Genomic DNA, 24,409 nt, shown 5'->3' on the forward strand with positions numbered 1-24,409 from the left:
CCCCTGCTGATTAGCGGGGGATTTTTTTATACAAAGGTTTCATGAAACAAAAGTTTTGTAACATCAATTTCTGACTGCTTCATGCCACGGAGTAAAAAAGCTCAAATAACTTTCTGAAAAAAGGCATAACTTCCTTTTTCCTTTATAAGAAAAATGTAGTAAACTGTTGTTGGAAACAAACTGCTTTTACCAGAAAGGAGATGTGTACTATGAGAAATAGCATTGTCAAAAATCAAATTGTTGGTGAGGATCGCAGAGAATCCTGTTAACATGGGCATATTTCCTAAAACCGGATTCTTCTGTGGTCATGTCTAAAGCTTTATACATGATTAGAGGAGGAGTCCTACTTTGGATCTCAAAACATTAGGCTGGAATCAAAACTTTGAACAACATTTTGCAGCATATTCTGATCCTACATATATTGTAGGCCGAGTTACCTTAGAGCATAAACGTATCTATCGCGTCATGACTGAAGGCGGCGAGCTACTGGCTGAAATTAGTGGAAAAATGCGATATCAGGCTTTTGATCGAGAAGATTATCCAGCAATAGGCGATTGGGTCGTCATGCAGCCTCGCTGGGAAGAGCAAAAAGCTACGATTCATGCTATTTTACCACGGCAAAGTAAGTTTTCACGTAAAGCGGCTGGCAATGCTCTCGAAGAACAGATCGTTGCAGCCAACGTAAATACTGTGTTTTTAGTTAATGCTCTTAATTTAGATTTTAACCTTCGTCGTATTGAGCGTTATCTGCTGGTCACATGGGAATCTGGCGCTAATCCTGTGATTGTACTTAGCAAAGCTGATTTATGTGAGGATATTGAAAGCAAGATCGCTGAAGTGGAATCGATAGCATTGGGAGTACCGATTTATGCGATTAGCACTTTCGCTCATCAGGGATTGGAGCAGCTTCTCCCCTATGTTCAAACTGGGCAGACCGTTGCCTTACTTGGATCATCTGGGGTTGGAAAATCCTCGCTAGTCAATGCATTAAGCAAGGAACAGCTTCAGATTGTACAGGAAGTCCGCAGCGGTGATGACCGAGGAAAGCATACGACCACCCATCGCGAGTTATTCTTGTTGCCATCTGGGGGCCTCATGATTGATACTCCAGGAATGCGCGAGCTCCAGCTTTGGGATTCCAATGAAGGCTTAGCAGATACCTTTAAAGATATAGAGGAATTGGCAGAACGCTGCCGCTTCTACGATTGCAGGCATACAACTGAACCGGGATGCGCTATTAAAGCTGCATTGGAGGAAGGAACGCTCACAGACAAGCGCTATCAAAACTATGTAAAGCTACAGCGTGAGCTAGCCTTTCTAGCACGTAAAGAAAACAGACAGGCTCAAGCGGCGGAAAAGAATCGCTGGAAACAAATAAACAAATCGCTGCGTGATGCTCCTAAAAAGCGATAATCCTGTACTTTTTCTGTCTTCAACTAATAAGAAAGACTCGAGCTACTAAACTCGAGTCTTTTTGATGCCTACATAAGCATTTTCCCCATCCGAAAGGCTGCATGCATGATGGGAGCCGCAATTTCCTTCATCTTCTCTTCCGTTAATCGGCTTGATGGGCCAGAAACAGATAAAGCAGCAAATACCTTTCCCTGTTTGTCATAAATGGGGGCAGACACCGCTGCCGCTCCTACCTCTCGTTCTTCACTACTGGTGGCAAATCCGACTTGCTTAATCAGTTTTAGCTGTTCTTGATATTGAGGCTTCTCTACCGAATCAGGCCAATTTGGAGACGTCAATAGTTCTTGCAGTAGCATTTGATCCGCAAAAGCCACCAGTACCTTACTGGAAGCTCCTACCGCCAACGACATTTTAGCCCCCACGGGAGCTACTCTTCTAATCGGTTGATTGCTTTGCACTGCCTGAATGCGAATGCGCTCAAGCCCGTCTATGACATACAGGCTCACCGTTTCTCCTAATAGGTCGCGCAATTTTTCCATCTCTGGCAATAAAATGACTGCCGGATCATCCTCCCGGGTCAAATTAGCTGATAACTCCCACACACGAAATCCCAAACGGTACTTTTCCGTTTGAACATTGCGTTGTAAAAATCCCTTGCTTTCAAGTGCGGCCAACAACCGATGTACAGTACTTTTATGCAAACCAATCCGAGCAGCGATTTCACTTAATCCTAATTCCGTTGCATCCGTAAAACAAAGAAGGACATCTAAAGCCCTTTCTACGCTACGAACGGTTGCCTTGGGTTCTTCCATGACTATTCCCTTCCTTCTCACGGTCGTTCCATCTAGTGAAACCATGTTCTATTTTTAATAAGTATACCTGATTTATTGGCCGCTGTAACTAATTTTCCCTTCCAAAAAAACAGTGATCCCTTCCTTGGAAGCAGATCACTGTTGGATACCTTTGAAGCATTCTCTTGTTTACTGTACCTCCATGATTACACCTGGATTGTAGCGTTTGAGGTAATGAAATATTTCCTGTCTTTGTAAAACCTCATACTCAGTTAGCATGTTGTGCTGCGTTAGATATTCAGATAGAGCTTTTGTTCCTTTTTCCATGCGTCTCATAGCGGCATCGGGAGTTGTCAGCATGGCTGGGACCAGCAGTTGATAGTACCAGATTCCCTTCGCTTCCTCCGATACATCTACAGAGAGCTCGATATCAGGATTTTCAAAAGCAAACAGTGTGTTAAATCGTTCAGAGGTTGTCACGTCTTGAGTTGTAGGAATCGAGATACGCCATACAGAAAGATAGTACTCTTCATTAAATAGCGCCAGCTCATCGGTAACAAGCTGGTACGACTTTTGATCATGATTCACTTCCATTTTACAACCTCCTAATAGTTGGCCGCTTTTTTATGAACCACTAAAATAAATTACTTCCTTCCCCTAACGCTTGGGCATCCTCTGCCGTAATTAGCACTGTACGGGGCTTCCCTCCATTTTGTCCTGCAACGTAACCGCTAGCCTCCATCATTTCAATTAAGCGGGCGGCACGATTGTATCCGATACGGAATCTGCGCTGTAAGCTTGATGCCGATGCCTGCCCTTGTTCGGCTACAAATACAAGTGCTTCATGGAATAATGGGTCATCTCCCATCTCAATGGATGAGACCTGAGCCTCTAATTCTTCCCTAGTAAAAATATATTCCGGCTTGCGTTGTTTCTTGATTACAGATGTCACTGCATCAATTTCGTCATCATTGACATAATTTCCTTGTAAACGAATCGGAGGCGCTCCGCTTTCTAAAAAGAGCATGTCCCCTCTTCCAAGTAATCTTTCTGCTCCACTTTGATCCAAAATCGTCCGGGAATCAATTTGCGAGAACACAGCAAACGCAAGACGTGTAGGAACGTTAGCCTTGATATTCCCAGTGATGATATCTACAGATGGTCGCTGCGTAGCAAGCAATAAATGAATACCGCAAGCTCGCGCCTTTTGAGCAATACGGATGATACAGTCCTCAACATCCTGCGGAGAGACCATCATCAAATCGGCTAGCTCATCTATTATAATGACAATATACGGTAATTGATCATCTGTCGTTTGGTTGTAGCGTTCAATATCCCGAACACCAGCCTCAACAAACAGGGCATACCGTTTTTCCATCTCTTCTACAGCCCATTTAAGAGACGCAGTTGCTTGTTTAGCATCTGTAACAACAGGAGTAACCAAATGCGGTAGATTATTATAGGGTGCCAATTCCACCATTTTCGGGTCAATCAGCAACAATCGTACTTGTTCTGGTGTGGACTTAAATAGCAAACTAATAATAATCGAATTGATACAAACACTTTTCCCTGATCCAGTAGACCCTGCCACCAAACCGTGTGGCATTTTTTTAATATCAGCCACGATCGGCTCCCCACCAATATCCATTCCAAGCGCTATAGCAAGAGGCGAAGGATGGTTCTTGAATTTGTCTGATTCCAGTATACGGCGGATAAAGATCGGCTCGCTTTTGTTATTTGGAACCTCTATGCCGACCGCATTTCGTCCAGGAATAGGAGCTTCTATCCGAATATCCTTAGCAGCCAAATTTAATTTAATATCATCCGAAAGACCAGTAATTTTATTGACTTTAACCCCAGGTGCCGGTTGTAACTCAAAGCGTGTTACTGACGGACCTTTAACTATATTCACTATATTTGCATTTACGTTAAAGTTACTTAGCGTTTCCTCTAGTAGATTCTTTTGATCCAATGTATGTTCGTAATCATCCTCGGTTAAAGCCTGAGTAGGCGTTAATAGCGAGGTCGATGGAAATTCATACATGGGTCGTTCTTCGGGCAAATCTTCTCTAGATGTCAGCTTTTCCGAATGATTTTGAGAAGCATTAGGCGATATCTTTAGGGATGCTTCTCCTACTAGCTCAGACTCTGTTGGTTGTACTGCTGGAAAAACAGGCGCTTCTGGTTGAACAGTAGATATCGCTGTTGTCTTCGGCTCCTCCACTGTTTGTACCTGTTCTACTCGGTCTATATGAACCTCATCAGTGATACTATCCTCTTTTGCTGCTACATAGGAAAAGGGAATAGGTAAAACTGGTTGCTTTTCCTCTACCGTATTCTTCTCATCCGAGATGGAAAGGTTGTGTACATGCTCCTGTTTGAGCATTACATCCCTTGCATGAACTGCCCCACTCATTTCATGTTGAACGGAAACAACATTTTTTAGCTCCTGTTGCTCAAAATCTACTAGCCCACTAGAAACTGCTGGCGTATCCGACTGCTCATAGGCCGTTATTTCTGGTTTAACTGCCTCTGATACTTCTGGTTCTGCTTGTTCCACTGCCTCTGGTTCAACAGCCTCTGACCTTTCCGGTTCTGCTCGCTCAAAAACTGCCTCTGGCTTGACCGCCCCTGGTACTTCTGATTCAGCTTGTTCCACCGCCTCTGGTTCAACAGCCTTTGACATTTCCGGTTCTGCTTGTTCAAAAACTGCCTTTGGCTGGACCACCTCTGATACTTCTGATTCAGCTTGTTCCACTGCCTCTGGTTTACTAATATCTGCTGCTTCCAGTTCTGAACGATATACTTTCTCTTGTACGCTTAGCTCAGACGTTTTACCTTGCCTTGCTGCTTGCAATCGTTGAGCTGCCAAAGCAGCAGCCTGTTCTCTTAAAGAATCAACTTCTGGCTTTTCATACTCCTCGTGTTCTGCTTCCCGAACCGGTTCATCCACCGTTACAATCACAATCTGTCCGTCCTCGTTAATTCGGGCTTGTCGAATTTGTTCCTTTTTAACCGTGTTATCTCCTTCTTTAATTTTCCCATAGATCGGTGAGAACAGCTCTGTAGGTGCAAAAGGCTTTTTAAAGCTATACGGCTCAGATTGATTGTAACTATCGCCTGAGGTTGAGCTAGGCACATGCTCTTCCTGATAAGTAGCATGAGAGGAATGTCTACTGTAGCGTGAATCGGATTCCTTTTGTCCTCGTTGAGCGTATCTATCTGTAACAGGCTGTTCTAAAGAACCCGCTTTCCATCTCTGGCGGCCTTCTGATTCCGACGCAATTCGTTCCTGTTGTGTAAAAGCATAATCTGTATTGTTCCTGCTTTCTCTGGAATCCCATAGCCCCTGCTCACTTTGACCCTGATTACGCTGATACTGGGATGGCATCTTATCCGAAGCAATATCAGTTAAGCGCCTTTTCGTTTTCCTCTGCTTTTCAAACTCACTGTCCGGCACGACAGGAAATCGGAAAAATCGGGGACGCGTTCTTTCCATGAACTCGTTTAATTCCTGCTCGTTATGATTCCTTGGGTAAATATTTTTGGTACGTGCCCTCGTAGAAGAAGTCTGCCTCGGTTGACGGCTAACAAATTCTATCGGTTGCTCTTCATCTATAGGAACGTGTTTAGCTTCCCGATTATCATCCTGCTCATGTACTTCTACCTCTACTTCCATCATTTCTTGCCAAAATTTCTTTAAACGTTCAAACAAACTAGCCATCTCTACTAGTCCTCTCTTCCTCTGTTAATTTAGAAAAGCTGGCTTTTCTGTCTTTTTCACTGTGTCACTGGCTGCTTTTCCCGATAAACTTCAGAGAAGCGATATTGAGGAATTTACTTTTACTCCTCGTCCTTCTGCTTCCTATTGTTGCACAGAAGGGTACGTCATCCATTTTATCACGAAAAGGGCAAACAGAGGCGTCAATTCAATTTTTTGAACAAAATTCGAAACCATCTGCATTCTCATGCGTATAACCTTTTGAAGGAAATTATTTTACAACCTAGAATATTCATCCATGACTACCCAATTTGAAAAGAGGTGCTTTTTTTATGAAAAAAACAACTGTAGGGGCTGCTGTATTGGCATCATCTGTTTTAGTAATGACAGGATGCTCAACCGATGGGACACTACTTCGAGATGCAACCGTAAATAGTATGGAAAAAGGAAGCTACAACCTTGCTGGTTCCTTTAAACTAACTGGGAATTTTGATGAAGTTTTGAAAAAAGAAAAGGCGTTAACAGATGAACAAGTTGGAATTCTAGAAAGCGTAAAAGAAGGTATTTCGTTTGAAGGTGTGAAAGGCGACACTGCAAGTTCTAAACTAACCATGTCTCTCAACAACGATAAAGCTTTACGCGACCACAAAGTATGGGAAGGTAAAGACAAAGCATCGATTGAAATGATCGTAGATAAACAAGATATCTATGTGAAATCCCCTATCGATAAGAAATATTTGAAATATGCACAAGATATGCAATTGACTGAAACAACTAACATAGATCCGGAGCTTGTGAAAAAATTCAGCGAAGATGTAAACAACCTCTCCATGAAATTCGCTAACAGATATATCAAGGGCTTCGACTTTAAAGGTTCCTCTGTACAAAACAAAGGCGAAGAAACGGTTAAATTACCAAACGGCGAGGAATTAAAAGCAACCCACCTGATCATTGAGCTAGATACGAAAAATCTGATTGAACTTGCTTACTACATTGCCAAAGATGCAACAGTTAATCCAGAGGTTCGCTCTTTTGCTATTGATTTGACCACAATGGCTACCAAGTTCTCAGATAAAGCTATTGAAGCGAAGAAAACTCTTCTAAAAGACGAAGAATATCGTAAAAATGCCACTGATCAAGTAGACTTAATGATCGCTGCTGCAAAAGTAGGCATTGCTGATTTTGAAAAAGAAAACAGCCCTGAAAAGCTAGTAGAGCTAGCTAAAACAGAAGGCGGGCTACAAAACCTGAAGCTGAAATTAGACTACTGGATCGATAAGGATAAATTGCCAGTACGTTCTACTGTAACAATTGATGTTACTATGAAAGATCCAAAAGCTACAGCGAAAGATGCAACTCCAATTACATTTGGCTTCATTGGCGATAGCTACCAATGGAACTTTGGCAAAGCAACACCATTCGTAGTTCCTAGTAAAAACGACGTGGTTAATTTTGCTGATCTAGCGAAAGATAAAGAAGCCATCAAAAACTTTGATGAAAAAGGCTTCTTCCATAAGATCATTAAGGAAGTACAAGCACAACAAGAAGAAATGAAAGCATTTGAAGCTGAAATGGAAGCCCTAGAAGCAAAAGAAAAAGCAGCTGAAGCTAAAGACAAAGCGGCCGAAGCTAAACCAAAAGCTCCTGAGGCTAAACCAAAAGCTCCTGAAACAAAAACAAAATAAGCATCTGATGTAAGAAAAGACCGTAGAGCGATTCCTCTACGGTCTTTCTTGATCTATTACGCCAGTAGATACCCCTTTTCTACCGCACTGTTAATCAGCTCTTCAGCATATGTCCAAAGTGATTCAGACCCCTCCTGAATCGGTTGCTTCACTCGCTTAATCACCTGATCCCTTGTAATATGATTGGTTTTCCAGGTGGCTCCTTCTGTGTAATAATTAAATAACAAGGGTTGAAACCGATCGAGAGCAACAGCAAATCGGGCCTCCGGAGTAATTCTTTGTTCAAATTCTTCCCACAAGCCCTTAAACTCTACCTCCTGATCGTCAGGTAATAAGGCATAGATTCTATCAGCAGCAGCCCTCTCTCGTGCCTCTTTGTCAAGATATCCCCGATCATCGTACACATATGTATCTCCCGCATCAATCTCTACAATATCATGCAGTAACAGCATTTTTATCACTCGTAACAAATCCACCTCAGTACCACTAGCATGCTCTTGCAAAACCATTGCTAACATCGCTACATGCCATGAATGCTCAGCATCATTTTCACGCCTAGAGCCATTCAAAAGTAAGGTCTGTCGGTAGATATGCTTCATTTGATCAATTTCTCTTAAAAATTGGAGCTGCTGTTCAATTCGTACTCCTGTTTGATTCAAAATCATGTTATTCTCCCCTCTACCTTTTCTGGTTGTAAGCGCTGTATTTTTTGCAGATGATTCAAAGTTTTCTTACTTATAATAAATAACCGAATCATTATAAGTGAGTGTAGGAAAACCTCCCGCTATGTACAGGAGGTTCTTCTTTCCTTTATAAAGAAAGATTCGGCAAAAAGCCCGTCTTTCCTTTTTAATGAGATGAAAGTACAGTACCAACCTGATCCGAAACCAGTGTTCCTAGATTCTCACCTTCACAAATCCGCTTCATGACATGCTTCTTATCAAAATTAAAAACATGGATAGGCAAAGCATAGTCACGGGCCAAAATGATGGCAGATTGATCCATTACCTTCAATCCCTGACGAATCACATCATCATAGGAAAGCGATTCATACAGCTTTGTTTTTGCCAAAATGCGCGGGTCTCCATTGAGTACACCATCTACCCCATGCTTGGCAACAAGGATCGCATCAGCTTCCATTTCTAAAGCGCGCTGTACGGCAGGATAATCTGTTGTGACATAAGGCTGACCATTTCCGCCAGCAAAGATAATGACATGTCCTTTCTCTAAATGATGCATCGCTCGCAGACGAATATATGGCTCGGCAACTGAATTAATTGGATTAGCAGTCATCACACGTACCTCATGATCAGTTCTGTTGTTCAGCACACCTCTGAGCATAAGACTGTTAATAACCGTTGCCATGGTGCCGATATTATCCGCTTCCACACGGCCAATCCCCCATTCATTGGCCATATTCCCTCTAAAAATATTGCCACCACCAATGACGATAGCTACCTCCACGCCTAACCGTAACAGTGCCTCTACTTCATCCGCAATGTGTGTCAGCCTATCTGGATCAAAACCAAATCCTTTGCCTCCAGCTACAGCACCACCACTTAATTTGACCAGTACACGCTTATATCTTGGCATAGCTCTCCCCCTTACTTTGTGGAAGAATTCCTTCCGTATTGTAATCAGAAATTAGGGGTTTTGGCAATCTTTTCAAGAAAAAAATAGCTAACAATAATCTCGCATCATATTGCATAGCTCATCTTGCAGCGCTCCCCCACTTACAATCATGCTAACCAGTAATTCGGGATGATAAGCTTCATATGTAAATGCTTCTGCACACCAACCAGTCATTTTCGCCCCTGCCTCTTGTGCAATTAAGACGCCAGCCGCCACATCCATCATGTTGGTTTTTTCCATTACAATGTAATCAAGCCAGCCATTTGCCAACAAACAAAAATCTAGCGCAGGAGAATAATTTCTCATTAAACGTTTCGTGTGTAGGAACAAATCTCTAGTGGTCTCTATTTCTTGCTCTTTTGTCAATGCCTCTCTACCTCGTACGTAAGAACCTGTCGCACGGGCGAGTACATTTTTATTACTGACATGCATTGGGGTGCCATTTAAATAGGCTCCTTTGCCCTTCTCTGCCCAAAATAATTGGTTAGCTATCGGGTTGTATACCACTCCTACTAACAGCTCTCCACGGTGCTCTAGCGCAATCGAAACAGAAAAATAAGGATGTCCCACAAAGAAATTATTGGTTCCGTCCATTGGATCAATCACCCATAAATACTCGTCACCTCGGCTAATCGTACCGATTTCTTCAGAGTAAATAGAATGATCGGGAAAGTGGCGGTGAATTACTTCAATAATGCGGCTTTCACTCTCTCTATCTTCTACTAGCTTGACATCATTGTGCGATTCCAATTCAGGGAACAATTGTTGTGAAAAACGTTGCTTTAAATAAGCTCCCGCTGTAAGTGCTGCCTCTTTTGCAATTTCTAGCATGGCTAATTCTCCTCACTCTTGTATCTGTTCATCTTTCTTCATATCTATATCTTTTATTCTGGACTTTCTATTTGAATAAGCTAGATTCTTCCGCGGTCAATTATGACAAAGGTTCCAGTACCATGCGCAATTAACCGATCCTGATCGTCATAGACAGACCCCTCCATTACGGCCATTAGTCCACCTCGATGAATCAGTTTAGCAACTGACTTTAGCTTCTGACCTTTACCAGGACGTAGATAACGTATTTGCAAATCGCTCGTAACAGCAGCCTTTTCCTCTTTAGCCATTACCTTATTGATCAGAGACCCCATCGTGTTATCAATTAATGTGGCCGTAACACCACCATGCACAATCTTGAGGGAGTTATGCATATATGGAGTGATCGGAATCTCAAATTGATAGGTTCTTTCATCAATAAAGGCTCCTTGTAATCCTAAGAAACCAGATAGATAGGCACTATTTCGCTCCCGCTTCTGCTTAATTGCTTGTAGGGCTAAACGAAGAATTTCACGTTCCTCATCGGTTCCCTCCATCATAATTTGTTGCCACTCCTCTTGCATCTAATAAAGCCCCCTTTACTATCCTGACATATTGGTATAGGCAATGACCTTCTACGATCATACATAAAAAGCAGTAGAAACAAAAGCAGGCATGTCCAAATGTGGCATTCCTATCCCTGAATAGAAAAACAGGCAATCTCTGTTCCGAAAATGCCTCGGATCAAGACCGCCTATCTGAGATAGCTAGAGTATAGTTTGTAATGTAATTCCGAAATTCATACAAGGTTATAATTTTAACTCCTGCACCTGCGGATTCGTGCTTGAAATCGAGGCAAGACTTTTTTTCGGACGCGAGGACCAATAGACACCTAATAGCACGAGCACACCGCCTACTATTTGAGACAAAAGCAATTCCTCTCTTAAAAACAATACAGCAAATAAGGTTGCAAAAACCGGCACTACATTCATAAACGGTGAAGCTTTTGTTGGTCCTAAAAAGTGGACTGACTTCGTCCAGCAAAAGAATGCAATGACCGACGAGAAGATACCTAAGTAAGCAATTGACCATAGATTTTCCCAGAGAAATAACTGCACAGGGCGATAGCTTAGCTCCAGCATCATCAACGGCACTGTAGTAATTACACCTGCAAAGACAATCAAAGTAAAGCCGATCAACCCCGGTAGCTTGTCCGCTGTTTTACGAAGCATAACAGAATAAATGGCCATCAGGACATTACTTAGAATCAATACGATATCGCCATTATTTAACCGAATGTCAGCAAAGGTTCCAAGGTGTCCTTTGCTGACGATCCACAAAACGCCTAGCAACGATAAAAGAATACCAATTACTTGGTTGCTAGTAATTCTCTCATGCAGCATAAAGTAAGCAACGACAGTGATAAAGATTGGCGATAAGGATGAAAGTAAAGATGCATTGACCGTGTTGGTATGCTCCATCCCCCAATACACCAATCCCGTAAATAATGCAATTCCTAAGAAGCCCATCACTACTACTTCTTTCCAAAACCTCAGATAAAATTCCCAATTTTCACGCAATAACTTCCATGTAAAAGGTAACAGTACAAGAAGAGCAAAAGACCAACGTAAAAAACTAAGAGTAAATGGTGGGACGTGATGTAAAATATTTTTGCCAATCAAGAAATTACTTCCCCATAACAAAGTTGCTAACAGGGGAATCAAATAGACGATCCGATTAGCTTTTTTACCTTGAGTACCCAATCTGATCCCCTTCCTTCCATCAAATATGTAGAACTTGTTACAATCAGACTTGTTTCGTTGTTATTGTATCACCTAGAAACACTGTTTTTAGTGTATCTGAATTTTTTAAAAATTACGCGTTTATTCATTGCTTTCATACACAAAAGCGTTTCTGTATTGGGCTATTACAACGTTTATGCAGATATCAAATAAAAATAAACTGAATATAATATACATACTGGTGAATAATTATACCAAAATACCCAAAATAAAAACCCGCGAAACCAGTTACTGTTTCACGAGCTTTCTCTTCTGTTTCACATGTTTTTTTACATGATTCGCATATGACTAAACGGATAGTATAAAAAGATACCTTTACCTACCACCGCTTTTTTTTCAACAAATGGCGTTGGCCATAAATGTGAATCAAAACTACCGTTCCGATTATCTCCCAAAAAAAAGTAGTGGTCTGGCGGTACATGGACAGGAGCGAAATCATAATTCATCGCTTCTTTTAAGTATGGTTCCTCTATCTTTACACCGTTGCGATACAAGAAACCTTGTTTTATCTCGATGGTATCTCCCCCTTTTCCAACCAAGCGTTTAATAAACAAGTCCTTATTTCCCTGAATTGGTGGGGAAAACACAACAATATCACCATATTGAAAGTTTTCTGGATTGGATATTTTCTCAATGAAAAGACGGTCATCCACTTGCAGGGTAGGAACCATAGACGTAGATGGAACATAAACAGCTTGAACCACAAACGTACGGATTGTAAAGCTCAGCACAAGAGCAATAGCTATTATGGGTAGCCACTCTCTAACTATTTTTGGTAACTTCTTCATTATAAAGATCCCTCCTCTTAAGTATACGAGCAACAGGCTGAGTCAATTTCACTCTTTGTCAATTTTTTCTTGCCCGAAATGAACAAATGTTCAGATCATTTTGCTTGTTTCATACTTTCGTATAGTGCTACAATAGTGAAAATACTTTGGATAGGGTGTTGTCGTACGGCTTCATTCCCAATGAAATAACTCTTACGATATCTGAACCATACTGGAGGATAGGCGACATGAGACAAAGAAGCGATATGATCAAAAAAGGCTTTGACCGAGCTCCTCATCGGAGTTTACTACGAGCGGCAGGTGTACGGGACGAGGATTTCGATAAACCGTTTATTGCCATCTGCAACTCTTATATAGATATTATTCCTGGCCACGTCCATTTGCAAGAGTTTGGTAAGATCGTAAAAGAAGCCGTTCGTGAAGCAGGCGGTGTTCCTTTTGAGTTTAACACAATTGGAGTAGATGACGGAATTGCCATGGGGCATATCGGGATGAGGTATTCTTTACCAAGCCGAGAATTGATTGCTGATAGTTTAGAAACAGTAGTTTCGGCTCATTGGTTTGATGGTCTTATCTGTATTCCGAATTGTGACAAAATTACACCAGGCATGATTATGGGAGCTTTACGTGTTAATATTCCAACCATTTTTGTCACAGGTGGTCCAATGAAAGCAGGAAAAACTAGCGATGGACGCTCAATCTCCCTCTCTTCCGTTTTTGAAGGCGTAGGAGCCCATCAGGCAGGTCTGATTGATGATGATAAGCTGTTGGAATTAGAACAATATGGCTGTCCAAGCTGCGGTTCCTGTTCAGGCATGTTTACAGCTAATTCAATGAACTGCTTGGCTGAAGCATTGGGAATTGCCCTCCCAGGAAACGGCACAATTTTAGCTACCTCTCCCAAACGTCGTGAACTTGTTACATCTACTGCAAGTGCCCTAATGCACTTAATTAAACATGATATCAAAATGCGCGATATTGTTACCAAGGACGCACTAGATGATGCCTTTGCTTTAGATATGGCGATGGGCGGGTCTACAAATACTGTTCTGCATACATTAGCGCTCGCCCATGAAGCCGGCTTTGAATATCCGATAGAAAGAATCAATCAGGTAGCTGAACGCGCACCACACCTATGCAAGTTAGCTCCTGCCTCCGATTATCATATCGAGGATTGCCACAATGCTGGCGGCGTATCGGCCATTTTACGGGAGCTCATGAAACGTGAAGGAATCCTGCATCCTGATCGCATTACTGTAACTGGTAAGACACTACGTGAGAATGTAGCTGAAGCAGCGATTTTAGATGAAGCTGTGATACATCCTCTTGATAAACCTTACAGTGAACGCGGGGGACTTGCTGTTCTGTTTGGAAATTTAGCCCCAGAAGGCTCCATCATTAAAACGGGAGCCGTGGACCCTTCCATTAAAAAACATGTGGGGCCAGCTATTTGCTTCGACTCTCAAGAGGAAGCTTTAGAAGGCATCGCAAACGGAAAAATTAAAGAAGGACATGTTGTGGTTATTCGTTATGAAGGACCAAAAGGCGGACCAGGTATGCCGGAGATGCTCGCACCCACTTCTCAGATTGTCGGGATGGGGCTTGGTACTAAGGTAGCTCTCGTAACAGACGGACGTTTCTCCGGCGCTTCCCGAGGAATTAGTATTGGTCACGTTTCCCCCGAAGCAGCCGAAGCCGGACCGATTGCATTTGTCCATGATGGGGATATCATCAGCATAAATATGGAAGCACGTACCATGCAGCTAGAAATTTCTGACGTGGAAATGGCAAAACGCAAAGAAAGCTGGGCAGGATTCGAACCAAAAGTAAAAACAGGCTATCTTGCTCGTTATTCTAAGCTAGTCACCAATGCATCAACTGGCGGCGTATTAAAAATTTAACGTTGAAATCCAGACTCCCCTATGAAGAGGGAGTCTTTTTCATCCGGAACAAAAAGAATGGCAACAAAATTAACTTGAAACCAGCGTCCATGCATAATAAAGTAGAAGAGTTAGACCCGATGAATTGCAAATGCTCGCAAGGAGGTTTTTATGCGTTTACGCAATATCCCTGGTGCAGAAGATATGCTGCGCCAATTTCCAACCTATGTAGATAATCCTAGTCAATATAAGGGAAAATGGTCAGACTGCTTTGGCAATAACAATCCGATTCATGTTGAGATTGGCAGTGGTAAAGGACGTTTTATTAATACATTGGCAGCTCGCTTTCCTTCCATCAACTTTATCGCAATCGAGTTAAAAGCAGAAGTGCTGTATCGCACAGCCCAACGTACGGAACAAAAGGAAATTCCTAATTTAAAATTGGTTCAATTTGATGCTTTCAAAATTACAGAACTGTTTGAGCAAGAGGAATTAGATCGTATTTACTTAAACTTTAGTGATCCATGGCCGAAAAAACGTCACAGCAAACGCCGCCTGACGCATTTCTCCTTTTTGCGCCAATATCGAGCTGTGCTAAAACAAGATGGAGAAATTCATGTAAAAACAGATAATCAACATCTGTTTGAATTCTCTCTCAATCAATTCGCTAACGAACTGTTTCAATTACGCCATATCACATTTGATCTTCATTCATCCGAACAGGCTGCAACGAATGTGATGACTGAATATGAAGAACGTTTTTCCAATCGCGGACAACACATCTTCCGCACAGAGGCTCTTTGTAAGCCAATAGCACCCACCAATTAATCATTATTCTTATTTACCGTATAACGTCTTGAGCGAAGCAATCATTCTTTTGGAATGGTTGCTTTTTTTGTATATATTCACCATAATGTCAAAAATATTTCAAATATAAAGATATATCAATTATATTTATCTGAAAAATAAAACAACTAATAAATTGGGAATAGTTACTTGCACTTTCTTGCACGCAAGCTGTTTCATTTTCTCAAAATTAGTGTAAAATTTCCTAAGTAAGCAATAAAAACCCAAGTATTAATGTGTTAACTAGTTTTAACCAGTATATATTTTCCATTAATTGCTTATAATATATGATGAATTGTATATTTTACAAAATTTTAAAATTTATTGAACAGCACTTTTTCAGCAGATAACTACTTTACAAATCAAATAAAAAGAGTAAAATAATAATTGCTGAAGGACTTTTGTGCTGACTGGTCAATACAAAAAATATATGTACTTTTGGAAGGATAGGTGGACTCTATGAAAAAACAATTAATTTTAGGCATGACTGTACTAGCCTGTGTATTCTCTGCGTCTTCTGCATTTGCTGCTGAGGAGAACGCAACAAAAAGCGAAACAATGGCACCACAAACATTCTTTAACGTTCAGGTAGCACCACAAACAGTTGCACCTGCATCTGTTGTTGTACCAACTGAATTTACTAGTGACACTACAAAAGGTGAAGTAGTAAATTTCTCTATCTTTACTCCAGTATCTGCTCCTACTCAAGTAACAGATACTACAACACCAGCAACTGGTATCCAATCTGCAACAAAAGGTGAAGTTTTTAAAAGCACAGTAATTTTCGGATAATTACTTGCTATAAAAATTCTCTCTTTTTTACCCTCTTTTTAAAAAACTGGTCATTAGCCTCCACTTGTTGGGGGCTCTTTTTTCTATATAGGTACTGTCTTACAAAAATAAAAAAAACGCGTAACATCATCGCTACGCGTTTTTTCTATATGCCTCTGTAAAGCTGTATCAGCTATTCTTCTAGCTGGCTTACCTCTTCAACTTCTCTTTCCTCTTCGGGATGCCAATGATCCAATACTTTACCTTGAAGGACACGCCCTTCAATAAACTCGATCTGATTGGCAGAAAAACAGGTTTTCCATTCTACATGAAGCTCTTCCGCCATCTTCACTACCGTGAGTAGCTCTGACCAAGCTACATATCGCTTATACCAGAAAAATTGCGGCTGTTCATTCATATATGGATATAAATCATCAAACTCTGTATGTTTACAGTCAAGAGCCCGTTCAAAGTGAACTTTCGCGTGTTCCAGTTTCTCCTGGAAGTAAGATTGCAAATCCTTTTGAGAAAAGGTAGACACATGAATCCCTCCAGTTTTCCATTTACAGTTTCGTTGTATGAACCATTCCGAGTCATTCCGAGTTATCAACAAAACTTATATCACCATTCTAACACGCACTGCAGTCTGTGAAAATAGTCATAATCTTGTCAATCTAACTATATGAAATGGAACAGGACACCTTGGTTATGAAGAAAGGCAACCGTCCTATGCTACGGTTGCCTTTTTCAATCTTTGTTCGTTAGTTTCTTCTATTCATCTTACTATAGTCTCTATTAATTACCTGTTCCTTGCTGGGAGGGATCAGTTGATTGAGTAGGGTCTGGGATGTCGGCTGGTCTTTGACTGGCATTGGGATCAGCACCGTTGCCTGAAGAGCCATTTCCCTGTCCATGTCCTTGTCCGTTGTTCTGATTATTTCCTCCGTTATTGCCGTTTGGTAAACCCTGAGGTGTCGAATTGCTATTGCCACTGTTATCAGTGTTGCCATGGCCTTCTTGCTCAGAAGATCCATTTGAACCGTTATTCGGAGATTGATCACCCTCAGTTGAGTTTTGGTTATCTCCGCTATTGTTCTCTTCATGCTGATTTTCACCATTTTGCAGAAGCTCTTCTAATTGTTTGGTATTTACTTCTCCAATATTAGATGGGCTTCCAGGGTTACCATTTTCATCATAAGGTACAACAAAGTATTTGTATAAGACGCCTTCCTTAACCTGATCAACAAAGGTTTTACCACTTTGCTTGGATGATATCTTTTCTGCCGACTCAGGATTATTTAAATAACGCATTACATCATAACCCGTCGTTTTTTCGTTAGCATCATCCCACATTAATAAGGCTACTGGCTGAGAACCTTCAATGGTAAGTCGAACAGACAGAGCAGGTGGTGTGGTTGCTACTTCCTGATTCTCTTCTACTTCGTGACGTTCGCTTACTCCATTTGGTCGTTCAAAATCCATTGGTTTTTCATTCTTTAACGCTTCCTGCATCACGATGCTAAACATACGCGCCGTCTTACCGCTACCATCATACATAATGTGGCCCTTATCCTCTTTTGGGAAGCCCATCCAGATGGAGCCGATATACCTAGGGTTATATCCAACAAACCAAGCATCCTTGTTTGCCTTGGAGCTTAGGGCTGATTGCGTGGTTCCCGTTTTACCTGCTACCGGCCAATTTTTCATTTTCGCACTGGTACCCGTACCCCTTTGAACGGCATTACGTAGCAATTCGTGCATTTCCCAAGCGGCATTAGGTGAAATAACTTGTGTTTCCTTTACAGGTCTAATCTCTTCTTTCCCTGTTCTGAGGTCTTTAATTTTATCAATGGCATGTGCTTCTTTTACTACACCGCCATTTGTAAATGCTGTATACGCTTGTGCCATTCGCAGTGGTGATGTTCCTTTATGCAAACCACCCAATGCAATGGATAAATTACGATCGGTCGGATCAAGCGAAATACCAAAATCCTTGATGTACTTCAAGGAATTATCAATTCCAATTTCATTTAACAACCAGACCGTAGGAACATTGAGTGACATCTGAACAGCTTTATCCATACGTATGGATTCGCTGTATTGGTTATTCCAGTTCCTTGGCTCATAGCCATTAAAGCTTTGACGTTTGTTACTTAACTGAGAACCTGCATGCCATTTCCCTGTATCTAATGCTGGTGCAAAAACAGCTAATGGTTTAAAGGATGAACCCGGCTGATGCAGACTCAGCGCATTATTCCAGCCCTTGTGCACATAGTTCCGGCCACCTACAATGCCGGCAATACCACCGGTTTTAGCATCGAGAACTACCATTCCGGCATCAACCTGATTGGTGCTTCCATCCTTCGGGAAATTCTTGGCATTCTCAAAGTTCTTCACCATTGCATCCTGTACATCGGTATTTAGCGTCGTATAGATTTGATATCCTCCGCTATATAGCTCATTCTCAGCAATGCCATAGCGTTCTTCGGCCTCATCAACTACGTAATCAAGGAATGCCTGATACGAATTGCCCTCGGTGACTTTTTTAGTAGGAAGCGCTTCTTGTTGAGCAGCCTCTTTTTCCTGCACCGTAATGATTCCTTGTTCGGCCATTAAGCGAATGATCGTATCACGGCGTTCTTTAGATTTAGCCGGATTGTTAAATGGAGAATAGATAGACGGTCCCTTTGGAATCGCCGCTAACTGAGCAATTTCAGCAGTCGTTAGAGTGTCCAGGTGTTCTGCCTTTTCTTTACCGAAGTAATAATTAGCGGCTGCCTTAATTCCATAAGCACCATGACCTAAATAAATTTTATTTAGATACATCTCCATAATCTGATCTTTCGTGAATCTGTTCTCTAGGTTAATGGCAATACTAACCTCTTTCGTTTTTCGCCAGAACGTTTTTTCATGAGAGAGAAACACATTTTTCGCTAGCTGTTGGGTTATTGTACTTGCTCCTTCAACTGCACTGCCTGCTCGAATATCCTTCCAAATCGCTCCACCGATCCGGATCATATCTACACCATTGTGCTCAAAAAAGCGTTTATCTTCTACAGCCACAAATGCTTGCACCAACTTTTTAGGCACTTTGTCGATTGTGACGTATTCACGATCCTCTAGAACATATAATTTGGATAGCTCTTTACCGTTCACATCCATTATTTTGGTTGCTTCCAGTTTAATGTCTCTTAATTTATTTTCATCCATCTCCACCATTTTACCGCCCGCATATAAGAGAGCGAAGTAACCTCCGATGACGGATAAAATTAAAAAGACAGCAAATCCAATAATAAGCATTATCCATTTATTTACTTGTTTTTTCTTTTTTTTCTTCTTGGCTTGAGCCATATATTACCTCCAGATTTCTTTCCTCTCTCCACCTTTTTAGACGATTAAGTCAAAAAAAAGTTTCTGACCCGAAACAATGCAGCATCTAATTAGTAACTGCCCTCGGTTCTTTTTGATGGGTGTATGAGCTTAAGCAGTTGGCTGTCTGTGTAACCGTAAAGCTCTAGCATACGCTCATAGGGATCATCCCCACCCAGTTGAAAATAGTGAACAAAAGCAGGCTCCGTCTTATATCCCTGTTCCTTCAAAATTTGAATATCAGCACGTGCCGAGTCCTTTGCCAAATGCAGCAGCCGTTCTTCAACAATCATATGTCGATATGCATTCTGTTGTCGTACAGGTATCGATTGACCAAAAATTTCAATGGGCCACTCTTGATAAGAGAACGATAGAACGAGGGCTCTTCCTCCTCGTAGTTCATCGACAAACTCCAATTGAAAATTTGTACAATCTCCATACGCCTTTACAACCTGCTGTGTAAACTGATCCAGATCGGAATCATTCACCTGACAAATAATGTCGAGATCACTTGTCGCTATCTCAATTCCAAGTGGAATCGTTCCTGTCAGTATCGGATCGTAGGAAGACAGCTGTTTAAACAAATCAAGCTCCTGTAACACAATAAATGCTTGCCTTTGCCGTTTCGTGCCTGTTTGTAAATAATCTGGCTTGTCTAGATGTATCATGTATATTCACCTGCTTTCCAAAATTGAACCACAGATACAAAACAGCCACTCTACCATGATAGTATAAAGTGGCTGCTTTGTACCAAACAATTCCTGCCAAAAGCATTTCGTTTAGAGGTTCGTTTAGCTGAAGATAAAAGCTATAGAATATATAATGTACTTCCTTTTAATGAACAGCAGCTTTTGCCTGCCGTGTCTGTTTCTTATTTAGCATCAAAGGAGGTATAGCGATTCCCAATAAAATCAGCAGAATACCACTCCATTGGAGCGTGCTTACATGTTCTCCTAATACGGTTACAGAGGCAATCACTGCGGCTGGAAGTTCTGCTGCACCAAGAATCGTCCCCAATCCAGAACCAACCTTTGGTACTCCTATCGAGAAAAAGACAACGGGAATAATTATACCTAAGGAAGACAGTGCCAAGCCATACATCCACAGACCCTGCCCTAAAGCTCCATCCACTAAGAAGGATGGGGAAAACACCGTAAATACAACAATCACAGCCGTTGTAACCATAGTTAAGCTTTTTGTAAACACGGGAACATCCAAGCCCAATCGACCACTAGCAAAAATATAGAGCGCAAATGTCACCGCCGATAATAAACCATATAGGATACCAGCTAACGAAAGTGATTCAAATCCACGCTCTAGTAATCCTCCTGCAAGAGCTGTTCCCATAAGCAATACAACGATGGAAAATATCTTTTCCTTGCTGGGTTTCTTCCGATCCACAATAGCTTCTAAGAGGACGCCAATCCACGTAAACTGAAATAAGAGGACTACTGCAATCGACGCAGGTAATTCAGCTACAGACAAATTATAAAAGATGGTGGTGCCACTTAATGCAAATCCGCCTGCTATCAATTGCAAAATAGAGCGTACAGGCACACGCTTTCTATTAAACAGCAATGTCAGAAGGATTAACAGTAACCATCCAATAAAAAATTGACTTCCTACTAGCTGACTTACCTGAAAGCCTTCCTTCATACCTAGCTTAATAATGGTCGACAAGCCTCCATAGCTACAAGCCCCTAAAAAAACCAACAGAGCATACTTAAGCATTTTTGTTGCCTTCCTTTCTCCTTACATCGATTTTTGCAAACACAAAACCCCCCATCCAACGGATAGGGGGCGAACGAAAAAAAGAAATGCATATCTGATCATCTCTTTTGAAAATTTCGCCACTTACATGTAGTCATACAAGCAAGTTTCTCATCATTGTAATTAAAAAGATTCTCACTTATTTTAAGAAGAGCAGAATTAAAAGTCAATGAGAAAAGGTGCGAAAAATCGGATAAAAGCGGTCACAGCTTTTATATCTATAGGGGAAAAATCATGTCTAAAGCCTCCTCTACTTAAAAGAGAGGAGGCTTTAGTAAACATGGTAACTTCTTATTTTACTAAGCTTTGTGCTGTTTTCACGACATTTTCAACAGTAAAGCCGTATTCTTTCATGATAATCTCGCCAGGAGCAGAAGCACCGAATTGGTTAATAGCAATAATTGCTCCATGGTCACCTGTGTAGCGCTCCCAACCTAGTGGAGAACCCATCTCTACGCCAACGCGTGCTTTAACATGCGGAGGAATCACAGAGTCACGGTACTCTTTAGATTGACGATCAAATAGATTAAAGCTAGGCATGCTTACGACACGTGTTGGAATGCCGTCTGCTTCTAGTTTTTCACGAGCTTCCATGCACAGAGATACCTCGGAGCCGGTCGCAATCAATACAACCTGAGGCTCACCATTAGATGCCTCTTTTAGAACATAAGCACCTTTTGCTAAACCTTCGCGAGCCAAGTCTTTGGTCTCTTGGTAGATAGGCAGGTTTTGACGAGTTAAAGCTAGTACAATAGGCTCGTCTTTGCTCATAGCCGCATAACGCCAAGCTTCGTTTGTTTCATGCGCATCAGCTGGACGCAACACAGTTAGGTTCGGCATAGCACGGAAGGCAGCTAGATGCTCAATCGGTTCATGAGTTGGTCCATCTTCCCCAACTGCAATAGAGTCATGAGTAAATACATATGTGGTAGGCAGCTTCATAAGAGCAGATAGACGCACTGCCGGACGAACATAGTCGGAGAATACGAAGAACGTACCGCCGAAAGCTTTTACACCACCGTGCAACATCATTCCATTTAGAGCCGCTCCCATAGCGAATTCACGAACACCAAACCAAAGATTGCGACCTTCATAAGAACCCGGCAAGAAGTCTTTAGCACCTTTAATTAGCGTGTTGTTAGAGTGTGCCAAGTCAGCGGAGCCACCAATTAAGTTAGGCATACGTTTTGCCAATCCATTGATTGCATTACCGGAAGCCGCGCGAGTCGCTAGCTTACTGCCAATTTCATAAGTCGGTAGATCAGCATCAAAATCTTTGGATACCTCTCCATTACTTACTTGTTTAAATTGTGCAGCTAGTTCCGGATAAGCTTTTTCATAAGCTGCTAGCAGCTCATCCCATTCTGCTTCCTTCTTTTGACCTGCCTCTACTAGAGTAGCGTAGTACTCTTTTACCTCTTGTGGCACGTGGAATGCTTCATGCTCCCATGCATAGGTTTGTTTTGTTAAAACAACCTCATCTGTACCAAGTGGGGCACCGTGGCTGGCACTGCTCCCGCCTTTATTTGGAGAACCGAAACCAATTGTTGTTTTCACTTCAATCAGTGTTGGACGCTCCAAATCTGTACGTGCTTCAGCCAAAGCCTTTTCGATAGCATCCACATTGTTTCCATCTTCTACACGGATATATTGCCAGCCGTACGCTTTGTAACGTGCAGCTACATCTTCTGTGAAGGATTGGCTTAGATCGCCATCTAGACAAATATCATTAGAATCATAAAGAACAATCATTTTACCTAGTTTAAGATGAGCAGCTAGAGAAGAAGCTTCAGAAGAAACGCCTTCCATCAAGTCTCCATCTCCACAGATAACATATGTAAAATGATTAATTAGTTCATAGTTATCTTTGTTGTATGTTGCGGCCAAATGTCTCTCAGCCATAGCCATACCAACAGCCATCGCAATTCCTTGTCCCAATGGGCCTGTTGTTGCATCTACACCAGGAGTGTGGCCGAATTCAGGGTGACCAGGCGTTTTGCTTCCCCATTGGCGGAAGTTACGCAAGTCATCCATGCTTACGCCATAATCCATGAGATGTAGCATAGAGTACAACAGCATAGAACCGTGACCAGCAGATAATACAAAGCGATCACGATCAATCCATGATGGATTTTTCGGGCTTACTTTCATAAAACGGCTCCACAACACGTGTGCCATAGGCGCCGATCCCATTGGCATTCCTGGATGTCCAGAATTCGCCTTTTCAATAGCATCGATTGATAGTGTACGAATAGTATTGATTGCCAATTGATCTACATTCATTTGTTGAGTAGTCATTACGGTTAATTCCCCCCTACAAGTAACTGCAGTGTGATTATAACATAGGAAAAGCGAATAGAGTAAAAGCGCTTTACAAAAACAGAGTATTTTCTATGAAACGTAACAATTCCCTATCATTACATGCTAGGTTAGTGTGTTGCATAACTAGCTTTTTTATGAGAGAAAACCAAGCGCTATATCTTACTTTCACTGAGTTTCATCAGCATACATTCTTTTACGCTTATCAATTTCTTTCATCGCAAGAGAAAACTCTTCTTTATCAATGACCTTAGATGTCAGTAGATCGCGGATTTCATCTTCAATCATCAACCAATCACCCAGCGGATCTCCGGTATAAATCATGATTTGAAAACGACGTAAAAACTCAGGAAGATGAAACGTATTTCTATCGCTCATTTATTTCCCTCCCAAATCAGCTTCAATTTCTCGGCATACGGCTTCAAAGTCAAACTCGACAAGGAAACCAGTAATGGCAACAATTTTCGCCTGTGGATAATTATTTCTCCACTGTTCCTCTTCTCCCTCTTTTATGCCTACCAGGTAAAGAGGTTGCTTTTGCACATGTTCAAGCTCTTGACATTCTTCCAGTAAAGTAGATAGACGGTCTTCCAATCCAGACACATTGATCACAAGTACAGACTGAGTAATTTCGCCTGCCTTCAACTGCTCTTCTATCATTTGAAGCGACTTCTTAGTAGGTACCGTTGCATTCATAATAGGAAAATAATCTAACAGCTCATCCAACCAATGATCCTCTTCTGCTGCGAGATAATATAACATCTTACTGGCCATTTCATTCATTCTCCTTTTGCCTTACTTCCAAGTGCTTT

The 24,409-nt window shown here is 41.6% G+C and carries 21 protein-coding genes; 5 read left to right on the top strand and 16 right to left on the bottom strand.

The window, feature by feature from the left end; all coding sequences use genetic code 11:
• Window positions 1–348 precede the first annotated feature (348 nt).
• Complete coding sequence (gene rsgA, locus BRLA_RS19015; RefSeq protein WP_003334800.1) at window positions 349–1,413, top strand: ribosome small subunit-dependent GTPase A; 1,065 nt, start codon at window positions 349–351, stop codon at window positions 1,411–1,413.
• Window positions 1,414–1,481: 68 nt separating this feature from the next.
• Here the strand turns inward: rsgA and BRLA_RS19020 are convergent, their stop codons facing one another.
• The 3 genes from BRLA_RS19020 to BRLA_RS19030 all read right to left on the bottom strand — a co-directional run bounded on the left by BRLA_RS19020 (window position 1,482) and on the right by BRLA_RS19030 (window position 5,928).
• The gene (locus BRLA_RS19020; RefSeq protein ID WP_003334799.1) at window positions 1,482–2,225 is read right to left on the bottom strand and encodes an IclR family transcriptional regulator; all 744 of its coding nucleotides are present in this window, start codon (window positions 2,223–2,225) and stop codon (window positions 1,482–1,484) included.
• A 168-nt stretch (window positions 2,226–2,393) separates the two neighbouring features.
• Window positions 2,394–2,798, bottom strand: coding sequence for a hypothetical protein (locus BRLA_RS19025; RefSeq protein WP_003334797.1), 405 nt, complete (start codon window positions 2,796–2,798; stop codon window positions 2,394–2,396).
• A gap of 40 nt (window positions 2,799–2,838) precedes the next feature.
• Window positions 2,839–5,928, bottom strand: a complete 3,090-nt coding sequence (locus tag BRLA_RS19030; RefSeq protein ID WP_003334796.1) for a DNA translocase FtsK — start codon at window positions 5,926–5,928, stop codon at window positions 2,839–2,841.
• A 329-nt stretch (window positions 5,929–6,257) separates the two neighbouring features.
• Between BRLA_RS19030 and BRLA_RS19035 the strand changes: the two genes are divergently transcribed.
• The gene (locus tag BRLA_RS19035) at window positions 6,258–7,610 is read left to right on the top strand and encodes a hypothetical protein (RefSeq protein WP_003334795.1); all 1,353 of its coding nucleotides are present in this window, start codon (window positions 6,258–6,260) and stop codon (window positions 7,608–7,610) included.
• Between the two features lie 56 nt (window positions 7,611–7,666).
• Here BRLA_RS19035 and BRLA_RS19040 read toward each other — a convergent pair whose 3' ends face one another.
• The 6 genes from BRLA_RS19040 to lepB all read right to left on the bottom strand — a co-directional run bounded on the left by BRLA_RS19040 (window position 7,667) and on the right by lepB (window position 12,642).
• Window positions 7,667–8,275 (bottom strand): HD domain-containing protein, encoded by a 609-nt coding sequence (locus BRLA_RS19040; protein WP_003334794.1) that lies wholly within the window; start codon window positions 8,273–8,275, stop codon window positions 7,667–7,669.
• A 184-nt stretch (window positions 8,276–8,459) separates the two neighbouring features.
• Window positions 8,460–9,203, bottom strand: a complete 744-nt coding sequence (pyrH, locus tag BRLA_RS19045; protein ID WP_003334793.1) for a UMP kinase — start codon at window positions 9,201–9,203, stop codon at window positions 8,460–8,462.
• An 87-nt stretch (window positions 9,204–9,290) separates the two neighbouring features.
• A complete protein-coding gene (locus tag BRLA_RS19050) occupies window positions 9,291–10,073 on the bottom strand; it encodes an inositol monophosphatase family protein (RefSeq protein WP_003334792.1) in 783 nt (260 codons plus the stop codon).
• Between the two features lie 80 nt (window positions 10,074–10,153).
• Window positions 10,154–10,636: a PaaI family thioesterase gene (locus BRLA_RS19055; RefSeq protein ID WP_003334791.1), complete on the bottom strand. Its 483-nt coding sequence runs from the start codon at window positions 10,634–10,636 to the stop codon at window positions 10,154–10,156.
• 225 nt (window positions 10,637–10,861) lie between these two features.
• On the bottom strand, window positions 10,862–11,815 hold the full coding sequence (locus tag BRLA_RS19060) for a DMT family transporter (protein WP_022585971.1): 954 nt from the start codon (window positions 11,813–11,815) through the stop codon (window positions 10,862–10,864).
• A 308-nt stretch (window positions 11,816–12,123) separates the two neighbouring features.
• Window positions 12,124–12,642: a signal peptidase I gene (gene lepB / locus BRLA_RS19065; protein ID WP_003334789.1), complete on the bottom strand. Its 519-nt coding sequence runs from the start codon at window positions 12,640–12,642 to the stop codon at window positions 12,124–12,126.
• 227 nt (window positions 12,643–12,869) lie between these two features.
• Here lepB and ilvD point away from each other — a divergent pair, with 227 nt between their 5' ends.
• The 3 genes from ilvD to BRLA_RS19080 all read left to right on the top strand — a co-directional run bounded on the left by ilvD (window position 12,870) and on the right by BRLA_RS19080 (window position 16,160).
• Window positions 12,870–14,543, top strand: a complete 1,674-nt coding sequence (ilvD, locus tag BRLA_RS19070) for a dihydroxy-acid dehydratase (RefSeq protein WP_003334788.1) — start codon at window positions 12,870–12,872, stop codon at window positions 14,541–14,543.
• Window positions 14,544–14,693: 150 nt separating this feature from the next.
• Window positions 14,694–15,350 (top strand): tRNA (guanosine(46)-N7)-methyltransferase TrmB, encoded by a 657-nt coding sequence (gene trmB / locus BRLA_RS19075; protein WP_003334787.1) that lies wholly within the window; start codon window positions 14,694–14,696, stop codon window positions 15,348–15,350.
• 477 nt (window positions 15,351–15,827) lie between these two features.
• The gene (locus tag BRLA_RS19080; protein ID WP_003334786.1) at window positions 15,828–16,160 is read left to right on the top strand and encodes a hypothetical protein; all 333 of its coding nucleotides are present in this window, start codon (window positions 15,828–15,830) and stop codon (window positions 16,158–16,160) included.
• Window positions 16,161–16,332: 172 nt separating this feature from the next.
• Here BRLA_RS19080 and BRLA_RS19085 read toward each other — a convergent pair whose 3' ends face one another.
• The 7 genes from BRLA_RS19085 to BRLA_RS19115 form a co-directional block, all read right to left on the bottom strand.
• Complete coding sequence (locus BRLA_RS19085; RefSeq protein WP_003334785.1) at window positions 16,333–16,680, bottom strand: hypothetical protein; 348 nt, start codon at window positions 16,678–16,680, stop codon at window positions 16,333–16,335.
• 254 nt (window positions 16,681–16,934) lie between these two features.
• On the bottom strand, window positions 16,935–19,490 hold the full coding sequence (locus BRLA_RS19090) for a transglycosylase domain-containing protein (protein ID WP_041752382.1): 2,556 nt from the start codon (window positions 19,488–19,490) through the stop codon (window positions 16,935–16,937).
• Window positions 19,491–19,579: 89 nt separating this feature from the next.
• Window positions 19,580–20,176, bottom strand: coding sequence for a DUF4269 domain-containing protein (locus BRLA_RS19095; protein WP_003334782.1), 597 nt, complete (start codon window positions 20,174–20,176; stop codon window positions 19,580–19,582).
• Window positions 20,177–20,342: 166 nt separating this feature from the next.
• Entirely contained in the window at window positions 20,343–21,239 is an 897-nt protein-coding gene (locus tag BRLA_RS19100; RefSeq protein ID WP_003334781.1) for an EamA family transporter, read from the bottom strand.
• A 330-nt stretch (window positions 21,240–21,569) separates the two neighbouring features.
• Window positions 21,570–23,576, bottom strand: coding sequence for a transketolase (gene tkt / locus BRLA_RS19105; protein ID WP_003334779.1), 2,007 nt, complete (start codon window positions 23,574–23,576; stop codon window positions 21,570–21,572).
• A gap of 189 nt (window positions 23,577–23,765) precedes the next feature.
• Window positions 23,766–23,975 (bottom strand): YqgQ family protein, encoded by a 210-nt coding sequence (locus tag BRLA_RS19110; protein WP_003334778.1) that lies wholly within the window; start codon window positions 23,973–23,975, stop codon window positions 23,766–23,768.
• Window positions 23,976–24,371, bottom strand: coding sequence for a hypothetical protein (locus BRLA_RS19115; protein WP_003334777.1), 396 nt, complete (start codon window positions 24,369–24,371; stop codon window positions 23,976–23,978).
• Window positions 24,372–24,409 lie beyond the last annotated feature (38 nt).

Source organism: Brevibacillus laterosporus LMG 15441 (assembly GCF_000219535.2).
In the GTDB taxonomy this organism is placed as follows: Bacteria; Bacillota; Bacilli; order Brevibacillales; family Brevibacillaceae; genus Brevibacillus_B; species Brevibacillus_B halotolerans.